At 39.4% G+C, this 20,785-nt stretch carries 20 protein-coding genes; 8 read left to right on the top strand and 12 right to left on the bottom strand.

Annotation, left to right across the window (positions count from 1 at the left end):
* Window positions 1–28: 28 nt before the first annotated feature.
* From WCS89_02425 to WCS89_02400, 6 genes are all read right to left on the bottom strand, one after another.
* The gene (locus WCS89_02425) at window positions 29–358 is read right to left on the bottom strand and encodes a hypothetical protein (GenBank protein MFA6554342.1); all 330 of its coding nucleotides are present in this window, start codon (window positions 356–358) and stop codon (window positions 29–31) included.
* Window positions 359–818: 460 nt separating this feature from the next.
* A complete protein-coding gene (locus WCS89_02420; protein ID MFA6554341.1) occupies window positions 819–1,043 on the bottom strand; it encodes a hypothetical protein in 225 nt (74 codons plus the stop codon).
* A 408-nt stretch (window positions 1,044–1,451) separates the two neighbouring features.
* A complete protein-coding gene (locus tag WCS89_02415) occupies window positions 1,452–2,192 on the bottom strand; it encodes a hypothetical protein (GenBank protein ID MFA6554340.1) in 741 nt (246 codons plus the stop codon).
* Window positions 2,176–2,622 carry a hypothetical protein gene (locus WCS89_02410; protein ID MFA6554339.1) on the bottom strand — a complete coding sequence of 149 codons (447 nt, stop codon included), beginning with the start codon at window positions 2,620–2,622 and terminating at the stop codon, window positions 2,176–2,178. Before WCS89_02410 ends, WCS89_02415 begins: the two co-directional genes overlap by 17 nt.
* Window positions 2,615–3,031 carry a hypothetical protein gene (locus WCS89_02405; GenBank protein ID MFA6554338.1) on the bottom strand — a complete coding sequence of 139 codons (417 nt, stop codon included), beginning with the start codon at window positions 3,029–3,031 and terminating at the stop codon, window positions 2,615–2,617. The genes WCS89_02410 and WCS89_02405 overlap by 8 nt, the downstream gene beginning before the upstream one ends.
* 5 nt (window positions 3,032–3,036) lie before the next feature.
* Window positions 3,037–3,444, bottom strand: a complete 408-nt coding sequence (locus tag WCS89_02400; protein MFA6554337.1) for a hypothetical protein — start codon at window positions 3,442–3,444, stop codon at window positions 3,037–3,039.
* Window positions 3,445–4,075: 631 nt separating this feature from the next.
* On the opposite strand from WCS89_02400, the gene WCS89_02395 reads away from it, so the two are divergent.
* Entirely contained in the window at window positions 4,076–4,330 is a 255-nt protein-coding gene (locus WCS89_02395; GenBank protein ID MFA6554336.1) for a hypothetical protein, read from the top strand.
* Window positions 4,331–4,404: 74 nt separating this feature from the next.
* Here the strand turns inward: WCS89_02395 and WCS89_02390 are convergent, their stop codons facing one another.
* Window positions 4,405–5,256 carry a hypothetical protein gene (locus WCS89_02390; GenBank protein ID MFA6554335.1) on the bottom strand — a complete coding sequence of 284 codons (852 nt, stop codon included), beginning with the start codon at window positions 5,254–5,256 and terminating at the stop codon, window positions 4,405–4,407.
* Between the two features lie 222 nt (window positions 5,257–5,478).
* On the opposite strand from WCS89_02390, the gene WCS89_02385 reads away from it, so the two are divergent.
* On the top strand, window positions 5,479–6,186 hold the full coding sequence (locus tag WCS89_02385) for a hypothetical protein (protein MFA6554334.1): 708 nt from the start codon (window positions 5,479–5,481) through the stop codon (window positions 6,184–6,186).
* A 37-nt stretch (window positions 6,187–6,223) separates the two neighbouring features.
* Here the strand turns inward: WCS89_02385 and WCS89_02380 are convergent, their stop codons facing one another.
* From WCS89_02380 to WCS89_02365, 4 genes are all read right to left on the bottom strand, one after another.
* Window positions 6,224–7,567: an NAD(P)/FAD-dependent oxidoreductase gene (locus WCS89_02380; GenBank protein MFA6554333.1), complete on the bottom strand. Its 1,344-nt coding sequence runs from the start codon at window positions 7,565–7,567 to the stop codon at window positions 6,224–6,226.
* Between the two features lie 647 nt (window positions 7,568–8,214).
* Entirely contained in the window at window positions 8,215–8,559 is a 345-nt protein-coding gene (locus tag WCS89_02375; GenBank protein ID MFA6554332.1) for a hypothetical protein, read from the bottom strand.
* Window positions 8,560–8,590: 31 nt separating this feature from the next.
* Window positions 8,591–8,869, bottom strand: coding sequence for a hypothetical protein (locus tag WCS89_02370; GenBank protein MFA6554331.1), 279 nt, complete (start codon window positions 8,867–8,869; stop codon window positions 8,591–8,593).
* A 19-nt stretch (window positions 8,870–8,888) separates the two neighbouring features.
* The gene (locus WCS89_02365) at window positions 8,889–9,638 is read right to left on the bottom strand and encodes a pseudouridine synthase (protein ID MFA6554330.1); all 750 of its coding nucleotides are present in this window, start codon (window positions 9,636–9,638) and stop codon (window positions 8,889–8,891) included.
* A 1,031-nt stretch (window positions 9,639–10,669) separates the two neighbouring features.
* Between WCS89_02365 and WCS89_02360 the strand changes: the two genes are divergently transcribed.
* From WCS89_02360 to WCS89_02335, 6 genes are all read left to right on the top strand, one after another.
* Window positions 10,670–11,995, top strand: coding sequence for a cysteine desulfurase family protein (locus WCS89_02360; protein MFA6554329.1), 1,326 nt, complete (start codon window positions 10,670–10,672; stop codon window positions 11,993–11,995).
* A 71-nt stretch (window positions 11,996–12,066) separates the two neighbouring features.
* A complete protein-coding gene (locus WCS89_02355) occupies window positions 12,067–12,744 on the top strand; it encodes an iron-sulfur cluster assembly scaffold protein (GenBank protein ID MFA6554328.1) in 678 nt (225 codons plus the stop codon).
* Between the two features lie 53 nt (window positions 12,745–12,797).
* Window positions 12,798–13,046 (top strand): NifU family protein, encoded by a 249-nt coding sequence (locus tag WCS89_02350; GenBank protein MFA6554327.1) that lies wholly within the window; start codon window positions 12,798–12,800, stop codon window positions 13,044–13,046.
* Between the two features lie 131 nt (window positions 13,047–13,177).
* Window positions 13,178–13,438, top strand: a complete 261-nt coding sequence (locus WCS89_02345; GenBank protein MFA6554326.1) for a ferredoxin — start codon at window positions 13,178–13,180, stop codon at window positions 13,436–13,438.
* An 11-nt stretch (window positions 13,439–13,449) separates the two neighbouring features.
* Window positions 13,450–14,730 carry an FAD-dependent oxidoreductase gene (locus tag WCS89_02340; GenBank protein MFA6554325.1) on the top strand — a complete coding sequence of 427 codons (1,281 nt, stop codon included), beginning with the start codon at window positions 13,450–13,452 and terminating at the stop codon, window positions 14,728–14,730.
* Between the two features lie 77 nt (window positions 14,731–14,807).
* The gene (locus tag WCS89_02335) at window positions 14,808–18,500 is read left to right on the top strand and encodes a hypothetical protein (protein ID MFA6554324.1); all 3,693 of its coding nucleotides are present in this window, start codon (window positions 14,808–14,810) and stop codon (window positions 18,498–18,500) included.
* A gap of 33 nt (window positions 18,501–18,533) precedes the next feature.
* On the opposite strand, the gene WCS89_02330 is transcribed toward WCS89_02335, so the two are convergent.
* Window positions 18,534–20,639: an acetate--CoA ligase family protein gene (locus WCS89_02330; protein MFA6554323.1), complete on the bottom strand. Its 2,106-nt coding sequence runs from the start codon at window positions 20,637–20,639 to the stop codon at window positions 18,534–18,536.
* Window positions 20,640–20,785 lie beyond the last annotated feature (146 nt).

Genomic DNA, 20,785 nt, shown 5'->3' with positions numbered 1-20,785 from the left:
CCTCTCTTGCAGAGAGGTTTGATTTCAATCACAAGTTATAGCTATGAAAGATTGAAGCTAATGTTAATATATCAGTTCCATATTGTCGCTCTAGTTCAGCTTTTGCCGATAGTCTTTGTAAATCTGGCTTAGTCTTTTGGGGGCAGCAAGGACAATGGACTACATTAACCACGCTCCGACCAAATTCCCAGCCGGAGTCTTGTAATTCGTCGCGATAGCTTGGAGCGAGTTTTTGAGAATTTGGCAGAGAATACCAAACTTCTATATCTGAAGCTGAAAGGTCAGTTTCGAATATTACTTCATGCTGAAGATAATCAACTTCCCACAACTCACCGCAAGTTGTACAATGTACATTCATAATAATCCTTAGTTTAATTTTACTGTGGGGAACATTACTCCCTGGCATAAGTCAGGATTCTAGTCCGATTATATCACACTAGAAATTATTCTGCACTGCCACAGCAGCATGACATCCAGACTATCGGCATAATCGCTTTCGACTTAAACGATATTGACCCTGTCTGGGGAGAAAATATTTACTGATAAAGTCTCATAATTAGAGCCACGCCCCGGCATGAAGTTTGGCGCTATGGCAAACTGTTCGTGACGACTGATTTTGGCACCGCTTTTTGTACCAAGGAGGAAGGCCCTTCATCTTGGGATAGAGCCAGGCGTTTGCGATTGGACCGCAGATTGTTGGGTATAAGGGTGAACGGGGAATTGCTCAAACGAGGATGAACTGTGCTGCGGTTTTGGGAGTGCCAACTGAAAGACGAAAGAAAAGTCTCAGCACATATAAAACGAATTGTCCGCTGAGTTTAAGCTGCAAGAGAGGCTAGTGCCTTGCGTAGGAGCACCGCAGGATTTTCCACAGGGCAAACCAGCACATTGGCCGAACCTGTGGCTCGCAACTCGACCGACCAGCGGCTGGTATTGTTTCCCCACGTACAAAAAATTGACTCGGCCTCAATGGTTCTATTTCCAAGAAGGGTTGGCAAAACTGCGCGGACAACGGATTCTTTTATCTTTGCTTGTATTTCCATGATTTAAGCTTAACTTATCAATCACTGGTTGTCGATCCCAAAAGAATGGGGCCAAATCTGAAAAACTGCCCTGTAAACTACACTTTTTTACAATATCCGATAATCGGTCCCCGGTTCCATATATTTGCCATTTGTGGCAAATTTACCCCTCTTTTGTCAGTTCTTCTCATCACCCATACTGTTCCAATGGTATAACAACCACCAATCACACAAGGCAAAGGAAGGGGATATGATGGCTCTTTGAAAGAACTGGTATATCGTGTTGACCAAATGTTTAGATTCGTGTCGTAATGTTCGAACATCGTCCCTTTCTCCCCGCAATTGTTTCTTTATCGGATGACCCCGAAGGCTCGATAGAACAGATATCGTTCAAATCCCGCAGAGGTCAATCATTTGCGGGGTTTTGACTTACTTGTGGTTCAAAAGACTTTTCTCCTTAATTTCTTTTATACCCTTTGGTAACAGGTGATAAAAACCGTCTTTAATGGCGATCAGTTTTTTGGAGACCATGGAAGCGACAGTCATATTAAATCGGGTCTTGTTGCCATCCTTTGTCTTGGAGAAAAGAAAGTCGAGGTCACGCTTTTCAGCTGATGAAAGCACCAGTATCTCTTGCCTCACACTGAGATCGTCTCTTGCGATGAATTCCTCACCTTCAATATCAAATATGACTGGATAGTTAGGGATAGCAATCTTGTCTATCATCTTTTGAGCGTCATCCATTGTGTAATTGCCGTAGACACGGATAAACTCGGCGAATATCCAATTTGCGCAAGAGAGAACAAAACTGGCATCAATTTTATTTGCATTGAAGTTGCCGAGATGTGCAACGTCACGATTGTTTCTAAAATCAAGGAGTAGCTTTGTTAGTGATACTACTTTCTGACGGATATGCTCGTCGATGTTGGCATCGTTTGTGACTTTGTTGATAATCGTCGTTTTGTCAGCCGCTTTGATGTCTTCACCGAAGGGTGTAATCGACATGCTCAGTAAATGTTGAAAGATACGCAGTACGGCTTCCGCGAATCTGCCACCATTCAATTGGGCTGGCCCACAATCATTCAATTGGAACCGACGCTTTATCTCGGTGTACTCCTCAAGAAGCTTATCTTCAAGGTTGTCAGGAATGGTTTTAAGAATTTTTGCCATTGTTGTTAAAGATATCCTTCCATGTCGGTCTAAGAGAATAGAGCGAGTTTTTCGGTGAACTGATCCAGTCGCTTTCTTTTGCTCGTACTGCGAAAGTGGTTGAAGGCTTGTGCTTAATGATCACTGTCATTTTTGACCACTCTTTCTGGATATCGCTATAGGAAACAGTGTCTACTTTGTTCTTGTTGACGAAATAAGCAATCATAAGAACGAAGACTTTTGTTCCTGACATGCCCTTGGCATATTTCTTGAAGAATGCGCGTGATTGCATCGAAAAATCTACGCCTTCAGTGGAAAGACTCACACTCTTTTCCATGACTCCGTCGTTTCCAGATACCTCATCTTCTTCGAGGGTATCAATAGAGAGCAGACACTGGTTAACCGCCTCTTTGATAAACCGCAGTTGTTTTTCTAGTTCTGGCTTATTCATTCTGTTCTTTGTTGATTTGGCTGATAAAATTCTCTCCTGAGAGGGTTAGATGCCACGCCTTCTTAGTATCTTTTTTCTCCGCCGCCTCCACGAGGTAGCCTTTATCAATATTTTTATTTATTTTATCGTTAAGGTTTCCAGGAATAACTTCCTTCGCAAGCTTGTACACCTTGCTTAGATCGTCGAGATTAAAAGGGGTAAGACTGAGAGTGTGTTCAAGGTAGTAACACAACAGAAGAGTTTTCTGGACTTCGCCAGAAGCTTTCTTCTCGAGGAGGAATTCTTTCGGAGAAAGCTGTTTCGAAGGGCGCACAGTCTCGGGCGACACGCTACTGTTCAGTATCTTCTCAAGCTTCAGGAGCCTTTCTTCGTGGTCATCGATTTTTTTTGTTATTGAGTCGTTATTCATATATTTTATTTTTTGTTATTGTATTTTCCGACTAATTCGTTGATTCGATAATTTGGAATGTAGTAACTCGCATCTCCTGTATTTTTCTTAATCTGCTTTGAATCGAAGAGCTTTTTTAATGTTCCTTTTACCGATCCTTCCGGCATAATACCCATTCCTGTGATTTGTACCTGGGTCAGTCCATCTTTATGACCGTCAACAAGTAAGGAAAGGGCTTTTGAGGCCATAAGAGCAATTTCTAATTTTTCAATATTGCCGCCTACTTTCTCAAAAGCTGGCAGGAATCTAATTTGATTGGAGGTTCTATCAAGAACCACGTATGGCTTAAGAAAATTCGCTACAGCTTGACGATCCATCGATTTGACGTCATCTGTGAAAAGTTCTGCGAGGGGATCTTTTTCGTTTGATTTCATGTGAATGTGGTTATTTATAATGATTGAGCTATCAGCTACAGAACCTAGTCTACACGATTTGTGAACTTCCTGTCAAATATTTCTCCGTCACCGTTTCTCATTTCACCGCACTTCCATTCTCTGGGATCGGGGGCGGGGCGGTTTTTTGTCTCTGTTACGGTACAAGGAGATTGCTTGAGACCAAAGATAACTGAGCCCCTCGATTCATGCCCTAATCTAAGGGAATAAAGGATATATTCGTGTAGATTATCGCAAGGAGCTAGATAATGGAGTGATCGCGAACAAATTCAGCCTAAAATTTTGGAAAAAATCAGCCACACTCTCGAATTAGCGGTATTTTTAGGCCTATTTTTTGGCTGCTAAAAACTGCATATATCTGTTTATATACACCAACTGATGCTCTAACCTATGATAGTGGCATAAATTATCACTTTATATACTAATAATACCTATATAATACAACGTATAAACTACATATATATAATTATATAAACTATAACTACTCTAACGCATATCTTCAATCTATGAACTTCCTGTCAAATATTTCTCCGTTACCGTTTCTCATTTCACCACACTTCCATTCTTGAAATGTACCCCATAAAGTGGACACATTTTGTGATAAAATTGCTTTATGAAAGAGACAAAGAATATCATCTTGTATGAGTCAGTAGATGGAGCGCTCAAATTAGATGTGCCTATTGATGGCAATACGGTCTGGCTCAATGCTCAACAAATGAGTGACCTTTTTGGTATTGATCGTAGTGGTATCGTCAAACATGTACAAAACGTTATAGAAACCAAGGAATTAGAGGCAGAGTCAACCTGTGCAAAAATTGCACAGGTTGCTAAAGACGGTAAGAAAAGGCTTATTGACCATTATATATAAGTTGTTTACGAATTTAATTAAAAAATCCCCACAAAGTTGTTACTTTGCAGGGATCTGGGTGGAAGACTAGCCTTCTAGTTTCCAATGAGAGTTAACACAGCACTACTTCTTGGTGATTCTTCTTCAACAGATATGATGTTGTGACTTATATCCTCAATATCTATTTGTAAGAGACCTCCTTTACCGGCGAATATTTTTATGCCGTTTAAGGTGTCGTTTGTGTTCGGGGCAACATCTACGGCGATAGTTACTGGTACGTAAGTATCTACAGGTAAGGGGATGGTAATATTACTGAATTGTATTTTCCACCCATAACCGTAAATTCCGGGAAATATTTCACTCCTCCCAGATGTACTTGCGACTTGTCCTAAATATGTCAAACTTCCTACCTTTAATTTTATTGAATTGAAGACGTAAGAAGTGTCATTTGTTGGTGATGTTGCAACTACTTCAATCAATACGTTTGTTATAGTTCCATTTGCAACATGTGATTTGAAACCATAGATTACTAACGGTACATTACTTGTGACATCGTTTGTTGTTACTTGTATATCGCTAGTCAAAGGGGAAGCAGGATCATTTGAGATACTTACATATTGTCCCTCTCCCAATTCTTCGAACCGAAAGAATTTATTTCCAGATGCCGTGAGTGGCATTGCTAGAGATAAATTTGTATCCATGGCAGTGATTGACGTAACCTCGTCAACCCATTGAGGTTGGTTCAAGTTTGTCGTTGATTGAATCTTGTAAGCATAATGACGAGCCACTTCAGCGGAGACGACAAAAGCTTCGTAGAAACCTTCTCCAACAAAGACGGTTTGTTTGTTTAAGGTGGTCTTTAGGACCACTCCCGAATAAGCACCCAACGCCACACTAATCGTACTCACTAATATTGATAGTGTGAGTATGAGGTTTTTTATTTTCATATTTTCCTTTATTTTGTTGTCAACTTTTCAGTTTTTTGGTTTTTCTGAAATTAACTAATTCTTTTACAATTATATCACATTTATTATAATATTGCAAGTTATTGTTTGACAAATAAAACTGTTATGTTATCCTCTATTTTGTAGTTGGTCATTGATAATAATCCAGGACAGTTGGCGTGACGCCTATTGTTCGTAACGCGGTGTGATACCGAAGGAGTAACAATGCAGATAGTAAACCATATTAGTGAAATGCCAGTAACAAAGGTTAAGGCGTTTTTTGAAGAGTTCCCATGGTTGGTACAGTATGCTAACCCGAAAATAGTTAAGTCGGTTTGTGCAAGAGAGATTGAGAAGGACATATTGTCGGGGTACCCTGAACAGATTGATGAGCGAGTCACTCGTACAGAGATAAGGACCAATCTTTTTACTAGAAAAGAAAGGGTCCATCAGTTTTTTGGGTATGTTAGACATCAAGCAACCGTTCGTATCTTGGATAGTGGAGGTAATAAACTAATCCATGTCGGCGGGTGGGAAGAAATAACGCCAGAAAGAAAAATTCCCGCAGTACCATCCAAGCCTGCCAGGTGGTGGAGGCCGTGGGTTGTGAAAGGTAAACCAGAAAGAATAATCCCTGAAAGTCGTGAGTGGAGGTGGGGTCAGGAAAATATTCAATCGGCTTTGCATCGTCTATCAGAGAGTGATCATGGGAATAAAGCCTACTTCATCCTTTCTATTGTTCATTTTGAACAACGTGGCATAGCAATAACCTTGTACAAATCCCCGGAAGGTTATGATTTGCTCAGGTGGTTTTTTAATGGAGAAGCAAAAAAACGGTATCAGTCTTTTCAAGAAAAATCTAAAAGAGACGAAGCCTTTGCCAGAAGAGTCTTGCCACCGCGAGCGCCTAGTGGTTTGATCGGCGCCTCATAAATACGATGTCGGTTTGTTGGTCAGTGAGTTTTTAATCTCAGCCCTGCAGTAATGTGGGGCTTTTTTGTACAGCATTTGTCCCTGCGACAAAACCTGTAGTCCAACATATCTGTAGGCTGTAACCGCCAGATGGTCGGTCTATATTTAATATATCGCCAACAAGAAAGATGTTTGGAGAAATCCTAGAACGCATTGTTTTGAAATCTACTTCTTCCAGAGAAACACCACCACTAGAAATGATGGCTTTCTCTACGCCAAGTAGTTTGTCTATATGCATTGGAATATCTTTGAGTAATGTTACGAGTCGTAGACGTTCTTCACGAGAGACGCTATTGCAGTTTATTTCAGAGTCAATTTTGGAAAGCTCTGTGATTACGGGAACCATTGCTGAAGGTATAAGTTTATCTAAACTATTTTTGAATTTCTTTTTATCATTTTCTTTGAATATTTCCTGCAGTTTTTCGTTGAGCTTGGCATAATCAAAATCAGGTAAAAGGTCTAGAGAAATGATAACTTCGCTATACTTCAAGAGTTCTCCTATATCTCTACTCATATTGAGTACCGTTGGTCCACTGATACCGACATGGGTGAATAGTATTTTTTGAGTTGATTTTGCCAGACCTTTTTTAGTTGCAGAAATTTTTGCACTTTGTTTTACGCCGTTTTGAAAAGGAGTAAGTCTGATATTGGTTAGACTGACGCCAGCCAATTTTTTGACCCAGGAATCCTTTACAGCAAGTGGCACGAGTGACGGTGTAGGCTCAATGATTTTGTGACCTATCTTTGCTAACCAAGCATAAGCGTCTCCAGTAGAACCTGTTTCTGGATGAGAAGTTCCGCCAGTGGCGATTATTACTGATTTTGCGCGAATTACGGAAGCCTCGCTTCCGGAGATGTTGATAATCCAGGGTTTTTCTGTTCCAGAGGCCTTTCCGGAGGCTTCACCTCTGGAAACACCAGTTACTGGAGAGTTGGAAAGTACGGTGACGCCGTTACTTTTTATATATTCAACCATAATGTTCCAAACGGATTCGGCTTTGTTACTGAGAGGGAAGACGCGTTGTTCGTTTTCTATTTTTGTCTCCATTTTATGGTTGTGAAAGAAATCCAAAGTTTCTTTGACGCTCCATTGAGAAAAAGCAGAGAAAAGGAATTTTCCATCATCTTTGAATCTTTCCAAGAGTTTTCTATTGTCGTATTCGGCGTTAGTAACATTACACCTACCGCCACCAGTAATGAGAAGTTTTTTGCCTAAAGTGTCGTTTTTTTCAATCAAAATAACCTTGGCTCCAAGTTCAGCCGATCTTCCCGCCGACATCATGCCGGCTGGTCCACCACCGATTACAGCTACATCCCAGATGGTTTCTTCGTTATCTTGCATAATTTCATATTAGCATAATTTTGTGATGTCATTCCCGCGAAGGCGGGAATGACACAGTGTAAAAAAAGACCCTCACATATTTTGTATGTGAGGGGTGTGAAGAGGCTTCAGGAATGCCTCATGCAAGCTGTTATGCTCATGCGTTACAATTCTACATGAATTGGTGGGTCATCGCAAATCACAGCGTGTTCGCCGTGTTCTCGGAGAGTTTTTCTGTTGAGAAGATCTCTAAGTGCAAAATCAGCGACGGTGTATAAATTGCCATCATCTCGAAATTGTTCGGGATATCTGAGTTTGGCCCACCAAATGTGAGCCAGTGAAATAGGTCCAGTACTAGTCTTTACTAATTCGGTATGTCCGCAACGTGGACATTTTCGAAAAGATAGACAAAGGACTCTTCTTATCCACCAGCGTAGTTTTCTGTTCGGACCAAAAAGAGAGAAAGTTTCTCCTTCGCCAAGGTAAATCTTGTGAACACTCTTGACGTGGATTGAACCGCACCCTTTTTTCCTACACCTCCGACCTACATTTTTGTATAGGCGATAGAGGAAACAGAAACCAACAAAGAAAACCGCGAATATTCCCAGAGACGGGAGATATTCTATGAGGTTGTTTATGTACATAAATCAAATCCAATTCTGATGCTATTATAACATTTTTGAGACTTTTTTCCAGTGCTTCTTTAAATCTTCTGCTAAGGCCATTATTTCTTTACTACTAGCCTTTTTTCCTTTGGTATATTGACTAGCTACAGAATCAATAATTTCTTGGTAAGCTGGTTCACTGACTACTTCACGGGCCATTTCTAGTTTTTCAATAACGTCACCTTTCATTTTTATAGCCCAAGCTTTGGTTTGTTTTTGATGTTTTCGTCCTTTTGGTCCAAGGAAAAAATATGCTGTTGCAGCTAGACCTGCGAGACTGGCACCGAGTACGGCCAATTTAACCGCGCCAACACTTTTTCCAGCGCCCTTTGTTGTTTTCTTTTTCATTTTTTATTTGATTAATTAGACTGTAGTAATACTATTTTTTAACGACAACCTCCTTTGCTGAAGCTTGTCTTTTTCTCCTTGCTGGAGGAAAGAAAAGTCGGAAGACCATATTATCTTCTAGACGTTCTTTGAGTTCAATGACATATTCTTCTGATCCTTTGAAATTTTCTTTGAGGGCTTCTGAAATAGCATAGAGATTTTTCCCAGCTTTTATAAGGTAAAACAAGAGTACGGAGATTAGGATAGCTAGTATGACTATTGCTATAGAAGATATGAAAAAGAAAATGTCTGCTTTAATGAGTGATTCCATGAATTCACTATAGCACACATTACAAATCTAATTTTTGCAAGAATGTTTCTAGCTCTTGACCTTCGATTTTTCTGTAAGAACCTTCAGGTAAACTGCCGAGTTGAATATTGATGATCCGAGTGCGTTTCAAATCTTCTACTTCTTGAAAAAGAGCAGAACACATGGCGCCGATCTGATGTTTTCCGCTTTCAGTCATGATTGCTTGGAAGGTATTTTCGTTGATGATTTGAATCTTGCAAGGAGCGGTCATTTCTCCATCTATCATCACACCTTCTTCCATTTTTTGTTTGAAATTATTGCGAAGCTTGTTGATGGTTTTTATGACGTATTCTTTTTCATAAAAATGATTTGGACCAGTGAGTCTCTCGGTAATACGTCCGTCATTGGTGAGGATGAGTAGCCCGTGTGAACTTCTGTCCAATCGTCCGACAGGGAAGACATCACGCAAAGCTACTGCATGTTTGATACCCGTTTCACCTCTTTGAGAAGAATCGGTGGAGATACCTTTTGGTTTGTTGTAGGCAATGTAGACGAGGGGCTTTTGTTTACCTCGAAAGCGGACTTCAACGTTGTCATTTTCGTTGACCTTATCTCCTAGGACAGCCAATCTTCCGTTGATGAAGACTTGTTTCTTTTCAATTATTTCGTCAGCACCTCTGCGCGTTGAGTATTTATGTTGAGCGAGGTATTTGTTGATACGCATAGGGTACACAGGCTTTTCTGAGTTTTCCATATCGTTGCTACGTTTCTCGTTTCGTCCGTTGTTCATTCAAAAATTCTAGCATATTTTACCGAGGTGTCAAGGTTTTTGGTGGGCTGGATTCAGTTTTCTTTTTGCGTTTGAATTTAGATTGAATTGAGGTTGAGATTGAATTTTTCAAATAATTTTGAAGGCGGGGCGCGCGCGAGAGCGGAGAGATATTAAAGACGGATATGATTTGTCCCCCTCCCCCCGGAGGGGGAGTGAGTCCTCTTTCTTCACAAATAAAATGTGACGGATTTTCCGTCACATTTTATTTGTTGGAAAAAGAGATGTGTAGGACGGCGTCATTTTTGTTACATCATAAAAATGTCGAAAAGTTTGACGTTTTTCATTTGAATACCCCCTGGGGGTATTAAAAATATGTATGTGTAATGGTCGGTTCCTCCATCGTCTGAGTAATTAAAAAATTCCAATTAAAAAAGTGGGCAAAAAGAAAAGCCTTCCTATGTCACTGGAAGTGACACGGAAGGACTTTGTTTTTTACTGATGCGGTTGCGGGGAATTTCGCGAAAATACCCCTTTTTACCAAACCGGCTCTTATATCGGGCCGGAATGATTTGCGGCAACCAATTATGCGCAAGACTTATTTTAACCGTATCGTCCCCTATCAAACATGTCGAAAGGTGGGGATGAGGAAGTTGAATCTTAAATGAACCAAATGACGACATATCTTCCATTTGTCGTACATAATCTGTAGGCTCATTTAGTCCCCGTAAGCGACGTAGCCGCAGCTGGTGGACCCTTGCTTGTAGAGGAGTTAAGAGAACGGAAACCCGATAGACAATCCGCCAATCTCATCTCCTTACACTTTCAACGAACTCTATAGTAGTACCACTTGGTACGCCAGAGACTTGTTATAAACTCATCCTGGCACTAGTAGTATAGCATACCCACAATATTTGTCAAGTATTTTTGCATTTAATTTACATAATTGATAAAAAATGGCTACATTAAGCCGTAAATATAAATGTAGACTTTACGATATGTAGCCAATGTCAAGAGGTGTGACTTTATGGTTCATGTTAATATATAAACCCATGAAGAAACACCAAGCCTATTTTGATAATGCCTCCACAACACCCCTAGATAAGCGTGTTTTAAAAGAGATGATGCCATATCTCACGGATGATTATGGTAATGCTTCCAACCTTTACGAAACTGGCCGTTGTGCTAGAAAAGCGATCGTTCAAGCTTCGGAGCAAATAGCAAAAGCTTTGCATTGTCGTACAGATGAATTTGTTTTTACAGGATCGGCTACAGAAGCAGACAATCTGGCGGTTATTGGGACAGCTCGCGCCCACGGTTCTATCGGTGGAGAAAAAAACGTAGAGAAAAAAAGAATTATTATTTCAGCTTTGGAACATAAAGGCATAATGGCAGTTTGTGATGCTTTGGAAAAAGAAGGTTTTGAAATCATTAAACTTCCAGTTGGTAAAGATGGCATGGTCAGTCCAGAAGATGTAAAGAAAAATTTGAATAACAAAACAATCATAGTTTCTATAACTATGGCTGATAGTGAAACTGGAACGATGCAACCGATAAAAGAGATTGCGGAGGTTATAAAAGAGTTTAAAATTAAAAATAACCAAACATCAAACACCAATAACCAACAAGCGATACCTTATTTTCATACCGATGCAAGTCAGGCGGCCGCTTATGCAGATATAAATGTTGAAAAACTCGGGGTTGACCTCATGACACTTTCGGCTCACAAACTTCGTGGTCCAAAAGGTATTGGTGGTCTTTATGTCAGACGAGGCCTCAAGTTGAATCCGATAATATATGGGGGTGGTCATCAAGGTAAACTTCGTTCTGGTACAGAAAATGTTCCAGCTATTGTTGGCTTTGGTAAAGCTGTTGAGCTCAATGAAATTTACAAAAAGAAAGGTATGGCTAGCACAAAAAAGCTTAGAGATGCTTTGCAGAAAGGTATATTTGGTTCAGTTAAGAAAGTCGTTTTGAATGGTCATCCTACAAAACGTTTGCCGAATTTTCTTAATATTTCTATTTTGGACATAGAAGGAGAGTCGCTTCTTTTGGAATTGGACGAACATGGAATAATGATAAATACAGGCTCAGCTTGTAATTCTGAAAGTTTGGAACCTTCTTATGTTCTCACTGCTTTGGGTAATCCTTATGAATTCGTCCATGGTAGTATCAGATTTACGTTAGGTCCAGAGACGACAATGTCTGACGTGAAGTATGTCTTGAAATTTTTACCAAAGATTGTTGAAAGGTTGAGGAGGATTTCCCCTTTGGATCTTTCTGAAGATGAAAAGAAGGTAATGTCTGATCCGCGAGCTTTTGTTGGGAATAAGACACCGCACTTTCTGAGAAAGGCAAAGAAGGGATTAGGAAGTTAGAGATTAGAGACTAGGGAAATCGCCGTATGATTCCCTAACCCCTAATCCCTATCCTCTAAATACTAATTAATATGAAAAAAATAAAAAAAGTAACCAAATCTAATTTAAAGAAACCTGATGTTGTTAACAGACACACTGGTGGTTCGTGGGCTTATTCTAAAGAAGTACGTGATCATTTCTTTTCTCCTCAAAACTTACTCTGGGAAAATCCAAAGGAAGCAGAATATGATGCTGAAGGAGTAGTTGGTTCACCAGCTTGTGGGGATGTTATGCGAATCTGGCTAAACATAGATCCAAAAAGGGATACGATTACCGCTTTCAAGTGGAGAACATTCGGCTGTGCTAGTGCCATCGCCGCTACTTCCATGCTTTCGGTTATGGTCACAGAAAAGAAAGGTATGAAGATAGAGAAGGCTTTAAAAATAACACCACAAGACATCATTGCTCGTCTGGGTGGTTTACCAGATCGTAAAATACATTGCTCGGTTCTTGGAGACAAAGCCTTACGAGCGGCTATAAATCATTGGTTCAAAAAGACGGGTCAACTTGATAGGATTTTGATAGAAGGTGAAAAAGTGGTTGACCCAAATACCAAGGTTACAGAAGCTGATATAGAAGAAGCTGTTTTGGAAGGGGCGACGACTTTGGAAGCTGTTCAAAAGCGTACGAAGGTCGGTATTGGTTATCCAGAATGTATACCAGCAGTGGAGGAATTGATAAGGTTTTATAAAGAGAAATACTTCGGGTAAAAAAGAGAATTTCTAATTTTTAATTACTAATTTCTAACCCGTGACAAAATGTTATGAAAGCAAAACTTGATAAAAATAAAGATATACAAAAGATAGAAGAGATTCTCGCCAAAGTTCGTCCTTATATCAGAATGCATGGAGGAGATGTGGATTTTATAAGTCATAAAGACGGAGTCGTCACTTTGAACATAAGTGGAACTTGTTCACATTGTTCATTGGCTGATATGACGTATAATATGCTTATTGCTGGAATTATGAAAGAAGAAATTCCAGGGTTTAAAGAAGTATTTATTAAAAAGTAATTAATGTTGTCATTCCCGCGAAAGCGATTTAGCAAAATCGTGTCAAATGGACCGGGAATCCAGGATACAACCACTGAATTTATTGGTAATATCCTGGATCCCCGCTTTCGCGGGGATGACGCAAAGAAAACATGGCAAATACAAAAGAATATCCACGTAATAGAGCAGATTCAAAGATTGGAAAGATAGTGATAGACCGTGATTTATGTATTGGTGCAGCATCATGTTTGGCTGTTTCTGGTTCTACTTATGAGCTTGATGGAGAAAATAAAGCCGTCGTCACAGCTGCCGATAGTGCTGACGACGCAACTCTTATGATGTCAGCAGAGTCTTGCCCTACAAAAGCTATTTTATTGTTTGACAAAGAAGGTAAGCAAGTTTTTCCTAAGTAATCACTGTTGTCATGTCCGACTACAAGTATCTAATAATCGGTGGCGGTGTCGCTGGGGTGACAGCTGCTGAGACTATTCGTCAAAATGACCCTGTAGGTTCTATTGCTATCGTTTCAGACGAGCCTTATTTGTTGTATTCCAGAGTAATGCTTTCCAAACCAAATTTCTTTTTGGAAAAGATTCCTTTTGATCAGATTTGGCTCAAAGGGGAAGCTTGGTATAAAGAAAAGAATATTATTTTTCTTGGAGGTAAAGCTGTCAATAGTTTGGATTATAAAAATAAAAAAGTCGGACTTGTAGACGGTGATTCTATTTCTTACGAAAAATTACTTATAGCCATAGGTACAGCTACACGCAAAGCCGTCATGCCTGGTGCGGACAAGAAAGGCGTGCATTATTTGCGTTCTTTGGAAGATGGTAAGGGAATTATGGAGAATATAAAAACTGCCAAGAGAGCGGTCACTGTCGGCGGAGGCTTTATTGGTTTTGAGATGGCAGACCTTATGCAATTGGCGGGAATGAAGACCACAGTAGTTCTTCGTGAGCCATATTTTTGGGATCCTACTTTGGATGAATCTTCAGGTTTTATTATTGAGAAGGCTATGAAGAAAGTTGGGATTGAGATTTTACATTTAAATGAAATTAAAGAAATAACTGGTGATGGTTCGACAGGCTCACCACAAGATGGTTCGAGGACACCACAGGGTGGAAAAGTGGAAGGTGTGATCCTCAAAGATGGTACGAAGATAGAATGTGAAGTTGTGATTTTTGGTATTGGTACTACTAGCAATCTAGAATGGGTCAAGTCCGCCGGTTTGGAAGTGAAGCGCGGTATCATCGCAAATGAATTTATGGAGACTAGTGCTGATGATGTTTGGACAGCTGGTGATATTACAGAATACAAAGATTTGATTTTAGAGGAAAATGTTCAAATGGGGAATTGGGTTTCTGCTCATGAGCAAGGACGTATCGCTGGTTTGGGAATGGTAAACAAACCCGAGCCTTTCAAATTTGTTTCTTTTTATACTACTCAAGGTTTTGGTATCTCAATCGCTTTTGTCGGTGATACTGCTCCGGGTTCAGATAGAGTGATAATTTCTAGAGGGGATGCAAAAAGTGGTTCACTCGGGCGCATCTTTATTGTCGGTAAAGAACTTATTGGTGCTACCCTCATAAATCGTACCAATGAAATGGGTACTATTTCCAAGCTTATAGAAAAGAATATTGATGTTTCCAAATATCACCGCGAGCTTGGTGATGCTAGTTTTGATCTAAAAAAGTTGCTGGTTTAGCGGAAGCGAGGCTTCCGGGAGGACTTGTCCACATTTTTTCTCTGTTTTGTGAGTAATTTAAGGTAAAATATAGTTATATGAGAAAAACTATTGGAATAGGGTTGTTTTTGTTTAGTGTATGTTTTTTAAATAACGTAGTTTTGGCACAAACAACCCAGAGTAAACCACATACTCTTGCGGATTATGGTTTGACAGAAGAGAGTGTAAGATATCTTTCCCCTGAAAGAATAAAGAGGATTTTGGATTCTAAGACACCAAAAGAAATAGAAGCCGAGTCTTCTTCCCTCGCTTCAACTTCTGTATATCAAGAAGCTGTAATTGTCCCTAAAGATTCTGTCAATTGTTTTGACTATTACCGTTTTGGAAGTGTCCAAACCGATATTGTAGCTAGTAGTCCTAATGCTGTTTCAGGTATGATTATGCAGTTTTCTGGTGCTATAAGAAATAACAATGATTATCCTGTTGTTGGTGGAACATTGTACGTAAAGATTTTTAAAGTAAAGGGAGTAGAAAAAGATGTCAACGGTCCAGACGTTATAGATCAGTTTGTGGCTATGGACAATATTGTTATCCCTGCAAAATCATCAATTCAAACTTCTTTTTCTTGGCCAGTACCTCTGTATGTTCGTGGTGGAGACTATCGTATAGCTAGTTTCTTTGTTACGGATAAAAAGTTCAATCTTTTAGGGTTGAGTTTTACAGATGATGTAGTAGGTAATTCTTATGATTTCAAGATTAGTAATGTGGATTCTTCCGTATATTTTGATAAGTCTGCGGTATTTATAAATGATAGAGCTTTTGCTTTTGCCGCTTTTCCTCCACGTATAGAAGATAAAGATTCTGCTAATGTTTCTGTAGTAGTAGCCAATACTACCAATAAAGATGAGACTGTTGAAGTCAAGTGGAATTTGTATCGCTGGGATGCTATGAGTTCAGATAATTTCATAAGAGCAACTTCTACCAAGGTGTTCGTAAAAGCCAAATCTTTTACCAAGACATCATTGGTGGTGCCGGATAAAGAATTTCCTGTTTACTATCTTGTAACAGAATTAAAATATAGAGATACCAGGTCAATCCTGAATATCCGCTTTGTAAGATCGGGAGTTGATAGAATAAGACTCAATTTCCCTTCAGTTATGCAGTTTCCGATAATAAAGGGAGCAACATCCACAATGTTTTCATGTTTACATAATAGTGGTACTGCTCATGTTGTACAAAATGGCAAATTGACTCTTGAAGTTAAAGATAAAGAAGGAAAAATAGTTGATATTTATACTTACGAAGGTGGAGTTACAGGGTCTATGATGGCTTTGAAAAAAGATTTTATATCAAAAGATAATTTGGATAAGTTTTCTCTTACAGCCACACTCTGGCAGGCTGGGAAGTTGGTGGATAAGTCAACTATTGTTTATGATTGTAATATTATAGATCCTACGAAATGTAATAAAAATAATACTGGTCTCGTCGTTACAGTTATAGCTTTTATCCTTCTTGTTCTGATAGCTATTGGTTATGTGATACATAGAAGGAGGGTGGCTATTAGTAAGTCAATATTTATCTTGCTGTTGCTTCCTTTAGGGTTTATGTTTACACCTTCGGTTACAGAAGCGAAAGAGACTATGTGGACTGATACTAAGACAGATGTTATATCAAATATGCTTTATTATTATTGGGATAGATTTGGAGGTTCTCATGGTTGGGGTGAATCTGTAAAAGGTAGAACGGTTCAAATTAAATATAGAGCTAAAATATTTACAATAGATACCAATGGAAATGTTATTAATGAAATTTCTGATAGAGCGTCAATACCAGCGGGAACGAAATTAAGGTTAAGGTTTTCTCCGCATCTTCCAACCGATATTTTTTGGTTTGGAATGGGATACACAATGGATTCTCCTTATGGAGAATGGAATACCAATGCCGACCCTGGTGTGTCGGATAATAATGTAGAAGTCCTTGGCAACTCTCCTCAAGGCGCTGTAGATGATTGGGATACCACTGGAAGATATAATTATTCAGATGGTGCAGTTTTACCCACTAGGACTTTAGGAGGTTGTTCTGCTAAAGATTATGTTGAACAGAGTATAGATCCATATGGAAGAGATTGGGATGCGTATATCCCTCTAGTGATAGCTCCTCCAACAAATAAAACAGTTACAATAAATGGTACATCTTATCCATTACTTTCTGATGCGGGAGGATATTATGCAGATTACACGATAACTAATGGCAATGTTGGTACTGGTGGAGTATGGGGAACTTGGGGTGAACCATATGGCTATGGTTGGCCTAATTATGGTGTAAGTTATGCCGGTGGACTTGATATAAAATTTAATTTCGGTTCAACAATAGGTAAGTTCTATTATCGTTATTATGATTTTAGAAATGGTGGTGGATCTTACAATAAAGGCTGCTATGGGAATAATATTCCATTATCGTTTGGTGGTTCTTTTGTAAAAACCCCGTATGTCTTAGAGGTTCCTAGTGTAACGGTTAGATATATGTTGGATGTTGGTTCAGCTCCAGTAACCAACAACCCCCCTACGATCCCTACTATAGTAGGTCCAACAACAGGTTTTAAAGGAATTACATATACCTTCTTTGCTTCTTCTACGGATCCTGACGGAGATCAGGTTAGATATAAAATTGATTGGGATAGTGACGGTAATGTGGATCAGATATTACCAAGCTCAGGTAATACAAATTCTGGCACGACTCTTTGGGGTACAAAAGCATGGTCAACGAATGTAGCGACCGGAAATCATTCATTTAAGGTTATGGCCTACGATGAACATGATATGCCTTCAGTTGATTGGGGGACGTATACTATTAATTTAAGCGATCCACCACTTCCACCCGTTCCAGAAGTCTCCCTAACAGCCAACGATCTTTATGTTCTGAAGGATAGTTTCAAGAGAAGCCTTCCTCTGCAATTGACTTGGTTAGTCATGAATAAAGATGTATCTTTGCCTACTTCTTGCGAAGCTACTGCCTGGCCAAATACGACAAAGACTGGTTTGAGTATATCTGGCAATGTAGATGTTGGTGATTTAACTAATGAAGAGACTACATATAGTATGACCTGTGTTGGTCCGGGTGGAACAAGTGCACCAGCTACGGTAACTATCTATGCTTATGGTAGCGATATCAGCGTTAGTCTATCAGCTAATCCAACTAAAGTCACATTAGGAACTACTCCGGGGAATAAAACAAAGCTTACATGGTCATCAGAAAACACTACATCGTGTTTGACCACTTATCCATGGCCTGCGGTATATACGGCTGTAAGCGGTTCGGTTGATTCTAACGCACTACTATCAACAACAACATTCTCAATAAAGTGCGGAAACCCAGTGGCGAAAAAAGAGACTAGTGTAGAAGTTGGGGTCATAATACCTCCGTCAGTTTTTTCTCTCAAAATAGGTACCACAGGTCCTAATGCTGACAAAACATCATTTACAGTAAAGAAGGGTTATCCATTTGGTTTGAAATGGAAAAACACATTAGATCCAAAGTTTGATGCTGATACAAGTAAAGGTTATAAGTGTGTAGCTTCAATACCTTCTGTTAATGGTTCCAATTGGGATGATTTTGGAGGTAAGAGCTTTAGCGACCTTAGTTCAAATGGTGATATCTCAGGAATGAACACTCCTATCGTTGGAACATTTGATTTCAAAATCACCTGTACTTATGCAGATAATGGGAACAACGATATACAAACTTCCTTAGTCAAACTCAATGTAACCAGTTCTTCTGGAGGGGAGAGGTAATTCAATTTTACGGAGGTTACACCTCCGGAAATTTTAGTTATTCACCATAACTCTTGCGTCAACGATTTCAGCTTCATTGGAACGAACCATGACTGGGTTTAGATCTATTTCTATTATCTCTGGATGTTCCATAGCTAGTTTTGATATTTTGACGATAACATCGGCAATACTTTCAAAATCAATAGGTTTTTCACCGCGAAGTCCTGTTAGAATATTGATGCCGTGTATTTCATGGATCATTTTTTGAGCAACTTCTTTTGAAATAGGTGCTATACGTATAGAAGTATCTTTTAGAGCTTCGGTGAATATTCCACCCAAACCAAAAAGTACGGTTGGACCAAAAATTGGATCTTTTTTCATACCAATAATAATCTCTTTCCCCAAAGCCTTTTTTTGTACCAACACACCGTCTATGACCGCGTCTGGTTTTTTGTCTTTGATACTTACCAACATCTCATCCCAAGCTTTTTCGGCTTCCTCAAATGATTTTATATTCAATTTAACCGCACCCATTTCGGTTTTATGAACAACGTCTGGTGACATTGTTTTTAAGATGAATCTATCACCACCCAATTTATTTATCGTATCTTTTAATTCACTTTTTTCTTTGATAAAAATTCCAGATATAGACAAATCAAATTCACTGAATAATTTCCTAGTATCACCAAAAGACATCATCTTCTCTATCTCCAAGCTCCCAGCTCCCAGCTTCCTTGCGACCTTCGGTCTCTCTATTTTCAAAGCATTACAAGCCATATCATCTAGTGCTTCAACAGCATCTTTTGGAAAAGTGAAGTTAACCAGATTGTTTTCTTGTAGAATTTTTAGACCAGCATCTAGGTTTGCTCCGCCGATGAATACGGGAATAATAGTTTTCTGTGCATTGTATTTAACGATGAGCTCAGCGGTTTTTTCTGCTTCAGTCATCATTTGTGGTGTGACTATGACAATGATAGCGTCAGCTTCTCTTTCTTCTATTAGAATTTTCAAAGCAATTTCGTATCTACTACTTAGGGCATCACCGATGATGTCTACGGGATTATTGAAAGCCGCCATAGGTGGCAAAGATTTTTTGAGTTTACCTATTGTTTCTTCGGAGAATTCTATCAAAGACAATGAATGAGATGATTCTATGAGATCTGAGGCAACAACGGCTGGACCGCCAGCGTTGGTAAGGACAATCATTTTTTGGAGAGGCTTGAATATTTTGAGTTCCAAAAGTTTTGCCATATTGAAGAATTCTCGGATTGATTGGACGACGATGATACCAGATTGTTTGCAAGCGGCAGAGAAGACGGCATCTTCTGGAGCCAATGAGCCAGTATGAGACATGACAGCTTGTTGACCACGTTCTCCTTTGCCAGCTTTTATGAGAATGATAGGTTTCTTTTTTGTTATTTCTTCTGCCAATTCCATGAATCTATGACCGTTGGTCAATTGTTCAACGTACATCAAGATGGCCGAGGTATCTTCGTCGTCACGTAGAAATTCCATGAATTCAATCTCGGTCAGAACGGCTTCATTGCCAAGACTGATGAATTTGGAGAAACCGATACCTTCGGCTAGAGCTTTGTCCAGTACGGCCGTCCCTAGAGCTCCAGATTGCGACAGGAAAGCGATATTGCCCTTTTTGGGATGACTGGAAGCAAACGAAGCATTCATGTTTGTGTGGACGTCTATAACCCCAAGACAGTTTGGACCGAGCATAGTGATACCATTTTTCTTGGCTATTTCTGCAACTTTCTTTTCAATTTCAAGACCCTCATGTCCAATCTCCTTGAATCCTGCTGAGATGATAATGACAGTTTTTATATTTTTTGAGGCGCATTCCTCTAATATAGAAGGTACTACGTCAGAGCGTACAGCTATAACTGCTAAGTCTATTTCGGCAGGAATTTCTTTTATGGAATTGTAAGTCTTTAATCCGAGAATTTCTTTTTCAGAAATACTTATAGGGTATATAACCCTCTTTTTATTGGATGTAAGGGATTTGATTATGTTGGCAAATTTGGAAGCAGGTTTTTCTTCTGCACCTTCGTAAAGTAAATTGGACATCAATGCATAACCTACTTTATTCTTGTCAGATGATGCTCCGATGACAGCGACAGAACGAGGGTTGAATAGGTTATTTAGTTGCATGATAGTTAGGAGAATTTCTAATTACTAATTTTTAATTTCTTGTGTTGTCATTCCCGCGAAGGCGGGAATCCATGAATACTGGCGACAAATTTTATTGGTTACATCCTGGATTCCCGCCTTCGCGGGAATGACACAAAGACTAATTT

It is taken from the genome of Candidatus Paceibacterota bacterium (assembly GCA_041666915.1).
Taxonomy (GTDB): Bacteria; Patescibacteriota; Minisyncoccia; order Phycocordibacterales; family PALSA-1337; genus C7867-002.
This window is presented reverse-complemented; position numbering and strand designations above follow the sequence as displayed.

What these genes read in the sequence shown, in the direction of transcription:
- WCS89_02390 (MFA6554335.1), bottom strand. Translation starts at nt 5,256, where the DNA reads ATGAAAATAAAAAACCTCATACTCACACTATCAATATTAGTGAGTACG.
- WCS89_02335 (MFA6554324.1), top strand. Translation starts at nt 14,808, where the DNA reads ATGAGAAAAACTATTGGAATAGGGTTGTTTTTGTTTAGTGTATGTTTT.
- WCS89_02375 (MFA6554332.1), bottom strand. Translation starts at nt 8,559, where the DNA reads ATGAAAAAGAAAACAACAAAGGGCGCTGGAAAAAGTGTTGGCGCGGTT.
- WCS89_02385 (MFA6554334.1), top strand. Translation starts at nt 5,479, where the DNA reads ATGCAGATAGTAAACCATATTAGTGAAATGCCAGTAACAAAGGTTAAG.
- WCS89_02420 (MFA6554341.1), bottom strand. Translation starts at nt 1,043, where the DNA reads ATGGAAATACAAGCAAAGATAAAAGAATCCGTTGTCCGCGCAGTTTTG.
- WCS89_02360 (MFA6554329.1), top strand. Translation starts at nt 10,670, where the DNA reads ATGAAGAAACACCAAGCCTATTTTGATAATGCCTCCACAACACCCCTA.
- WCS89_02410 (MFA6554339.1), bottom strand. Translation starts at nt 2,622, where the DNA reads ATGAATAAGCCAGAACTAGAAAAACAACTGCGGTTTATCAAAGAGGCG.
- WCS89_02345 (MFA6554326.1), top strand. Translation starts at nt 13,178, where the DNA reads ATGGCAAATACAAAAGAATATCCACGTAATAGAGCAGATTCAAAGATT.
- WCS89_02355 (MFA6554328.1), top strand. Translation starts at nt 12,067, where the DNA reads ATGAAAAAAATAAAAAAAGTAACCAAATCTAATTTAAAGAAACCTGAT.
- WCS89_02340 (MFA6554325.1), top strand. Translation starts at nt 13,450, where the DNA reads ATGTCCGACTACAAGTATCTAATAATCGGTGGCGGTGTCGCTGGGGTG.
- WCS89_02395 (MFA6554336.1), top strand. Translation starts at nt 4,076, where the DNA reads ATGAAAGAGACAAAGAATATCATCTTGTATGAGTCAGTAGATGGAGCG.
- WCS89_02365 (MFA6554330.1), bottom strand. Translation starts at nt 9,638, where the DNA reads ATGAACAACGGACGAAACGAGAAACGTAGCAACGATATGGAAAACTCA.
- WCS89_02350 (MFA6554327.1), top strand. Translation starts at nt 12,798, where the DNA reads ATGAAAGCAAAACTTGATAAAAATAAAGATATACAAAAGATAGAAGAG.
- WCS89_02400 (MFA6554337.1), bottom strand. Translation starts at nt 3,444, where the DNA reads ATGAAATCAAACGAAAAAGATCCCCTCGCAGAACTTTTCACAGATGAC.
- WCS89_02370 (MFA6554331.1), bottom strand. Translation starts at nt 8,869, where the DNA reads ATGGAATCACTCATTAAAGCAGACATTTTCTTTTTCATATCTTCTATA.
- WCS89_02425 (MFA6554342.1), bottom strand. Translation starts at nt 358, where the DNA reads ATGAATGTACATTGTACAACTTGCGGTGAGTTGTGGGAAGTTGATTAT.
- WCS89_02380 (MFA6554333.1), bottom strand. Translation starts at nt 7,567, where the DNA reads ATGCAAGATAACGAAGAAACCATCTGGGATGTAGCTGTAATCGGTGGT.
- WCS89_02415 (MFA6554340.1), bottom strand. Translation starts at nt 2,192, where the DNA reads ATGGCAAAAATTCTTAAAACCATTCCTGACAACCTTGAAGATAAGCTT.
- WCS89_02405 (MFA6554338.1), bottom strand. Translation starts at nt 3,031, where the DNA reads ATGAATAACGACTCAATAACAAAAAAAATCGATGACCACGAAGAAAGG.
- WCS89_02330 (MFA6554323.1), bottom strand. Translation starts at nt 20,639, where the DNA reads ATGCAACTAAATAACCTATTCAACCCTCGTTCTGTCGCTGTCATCGGA.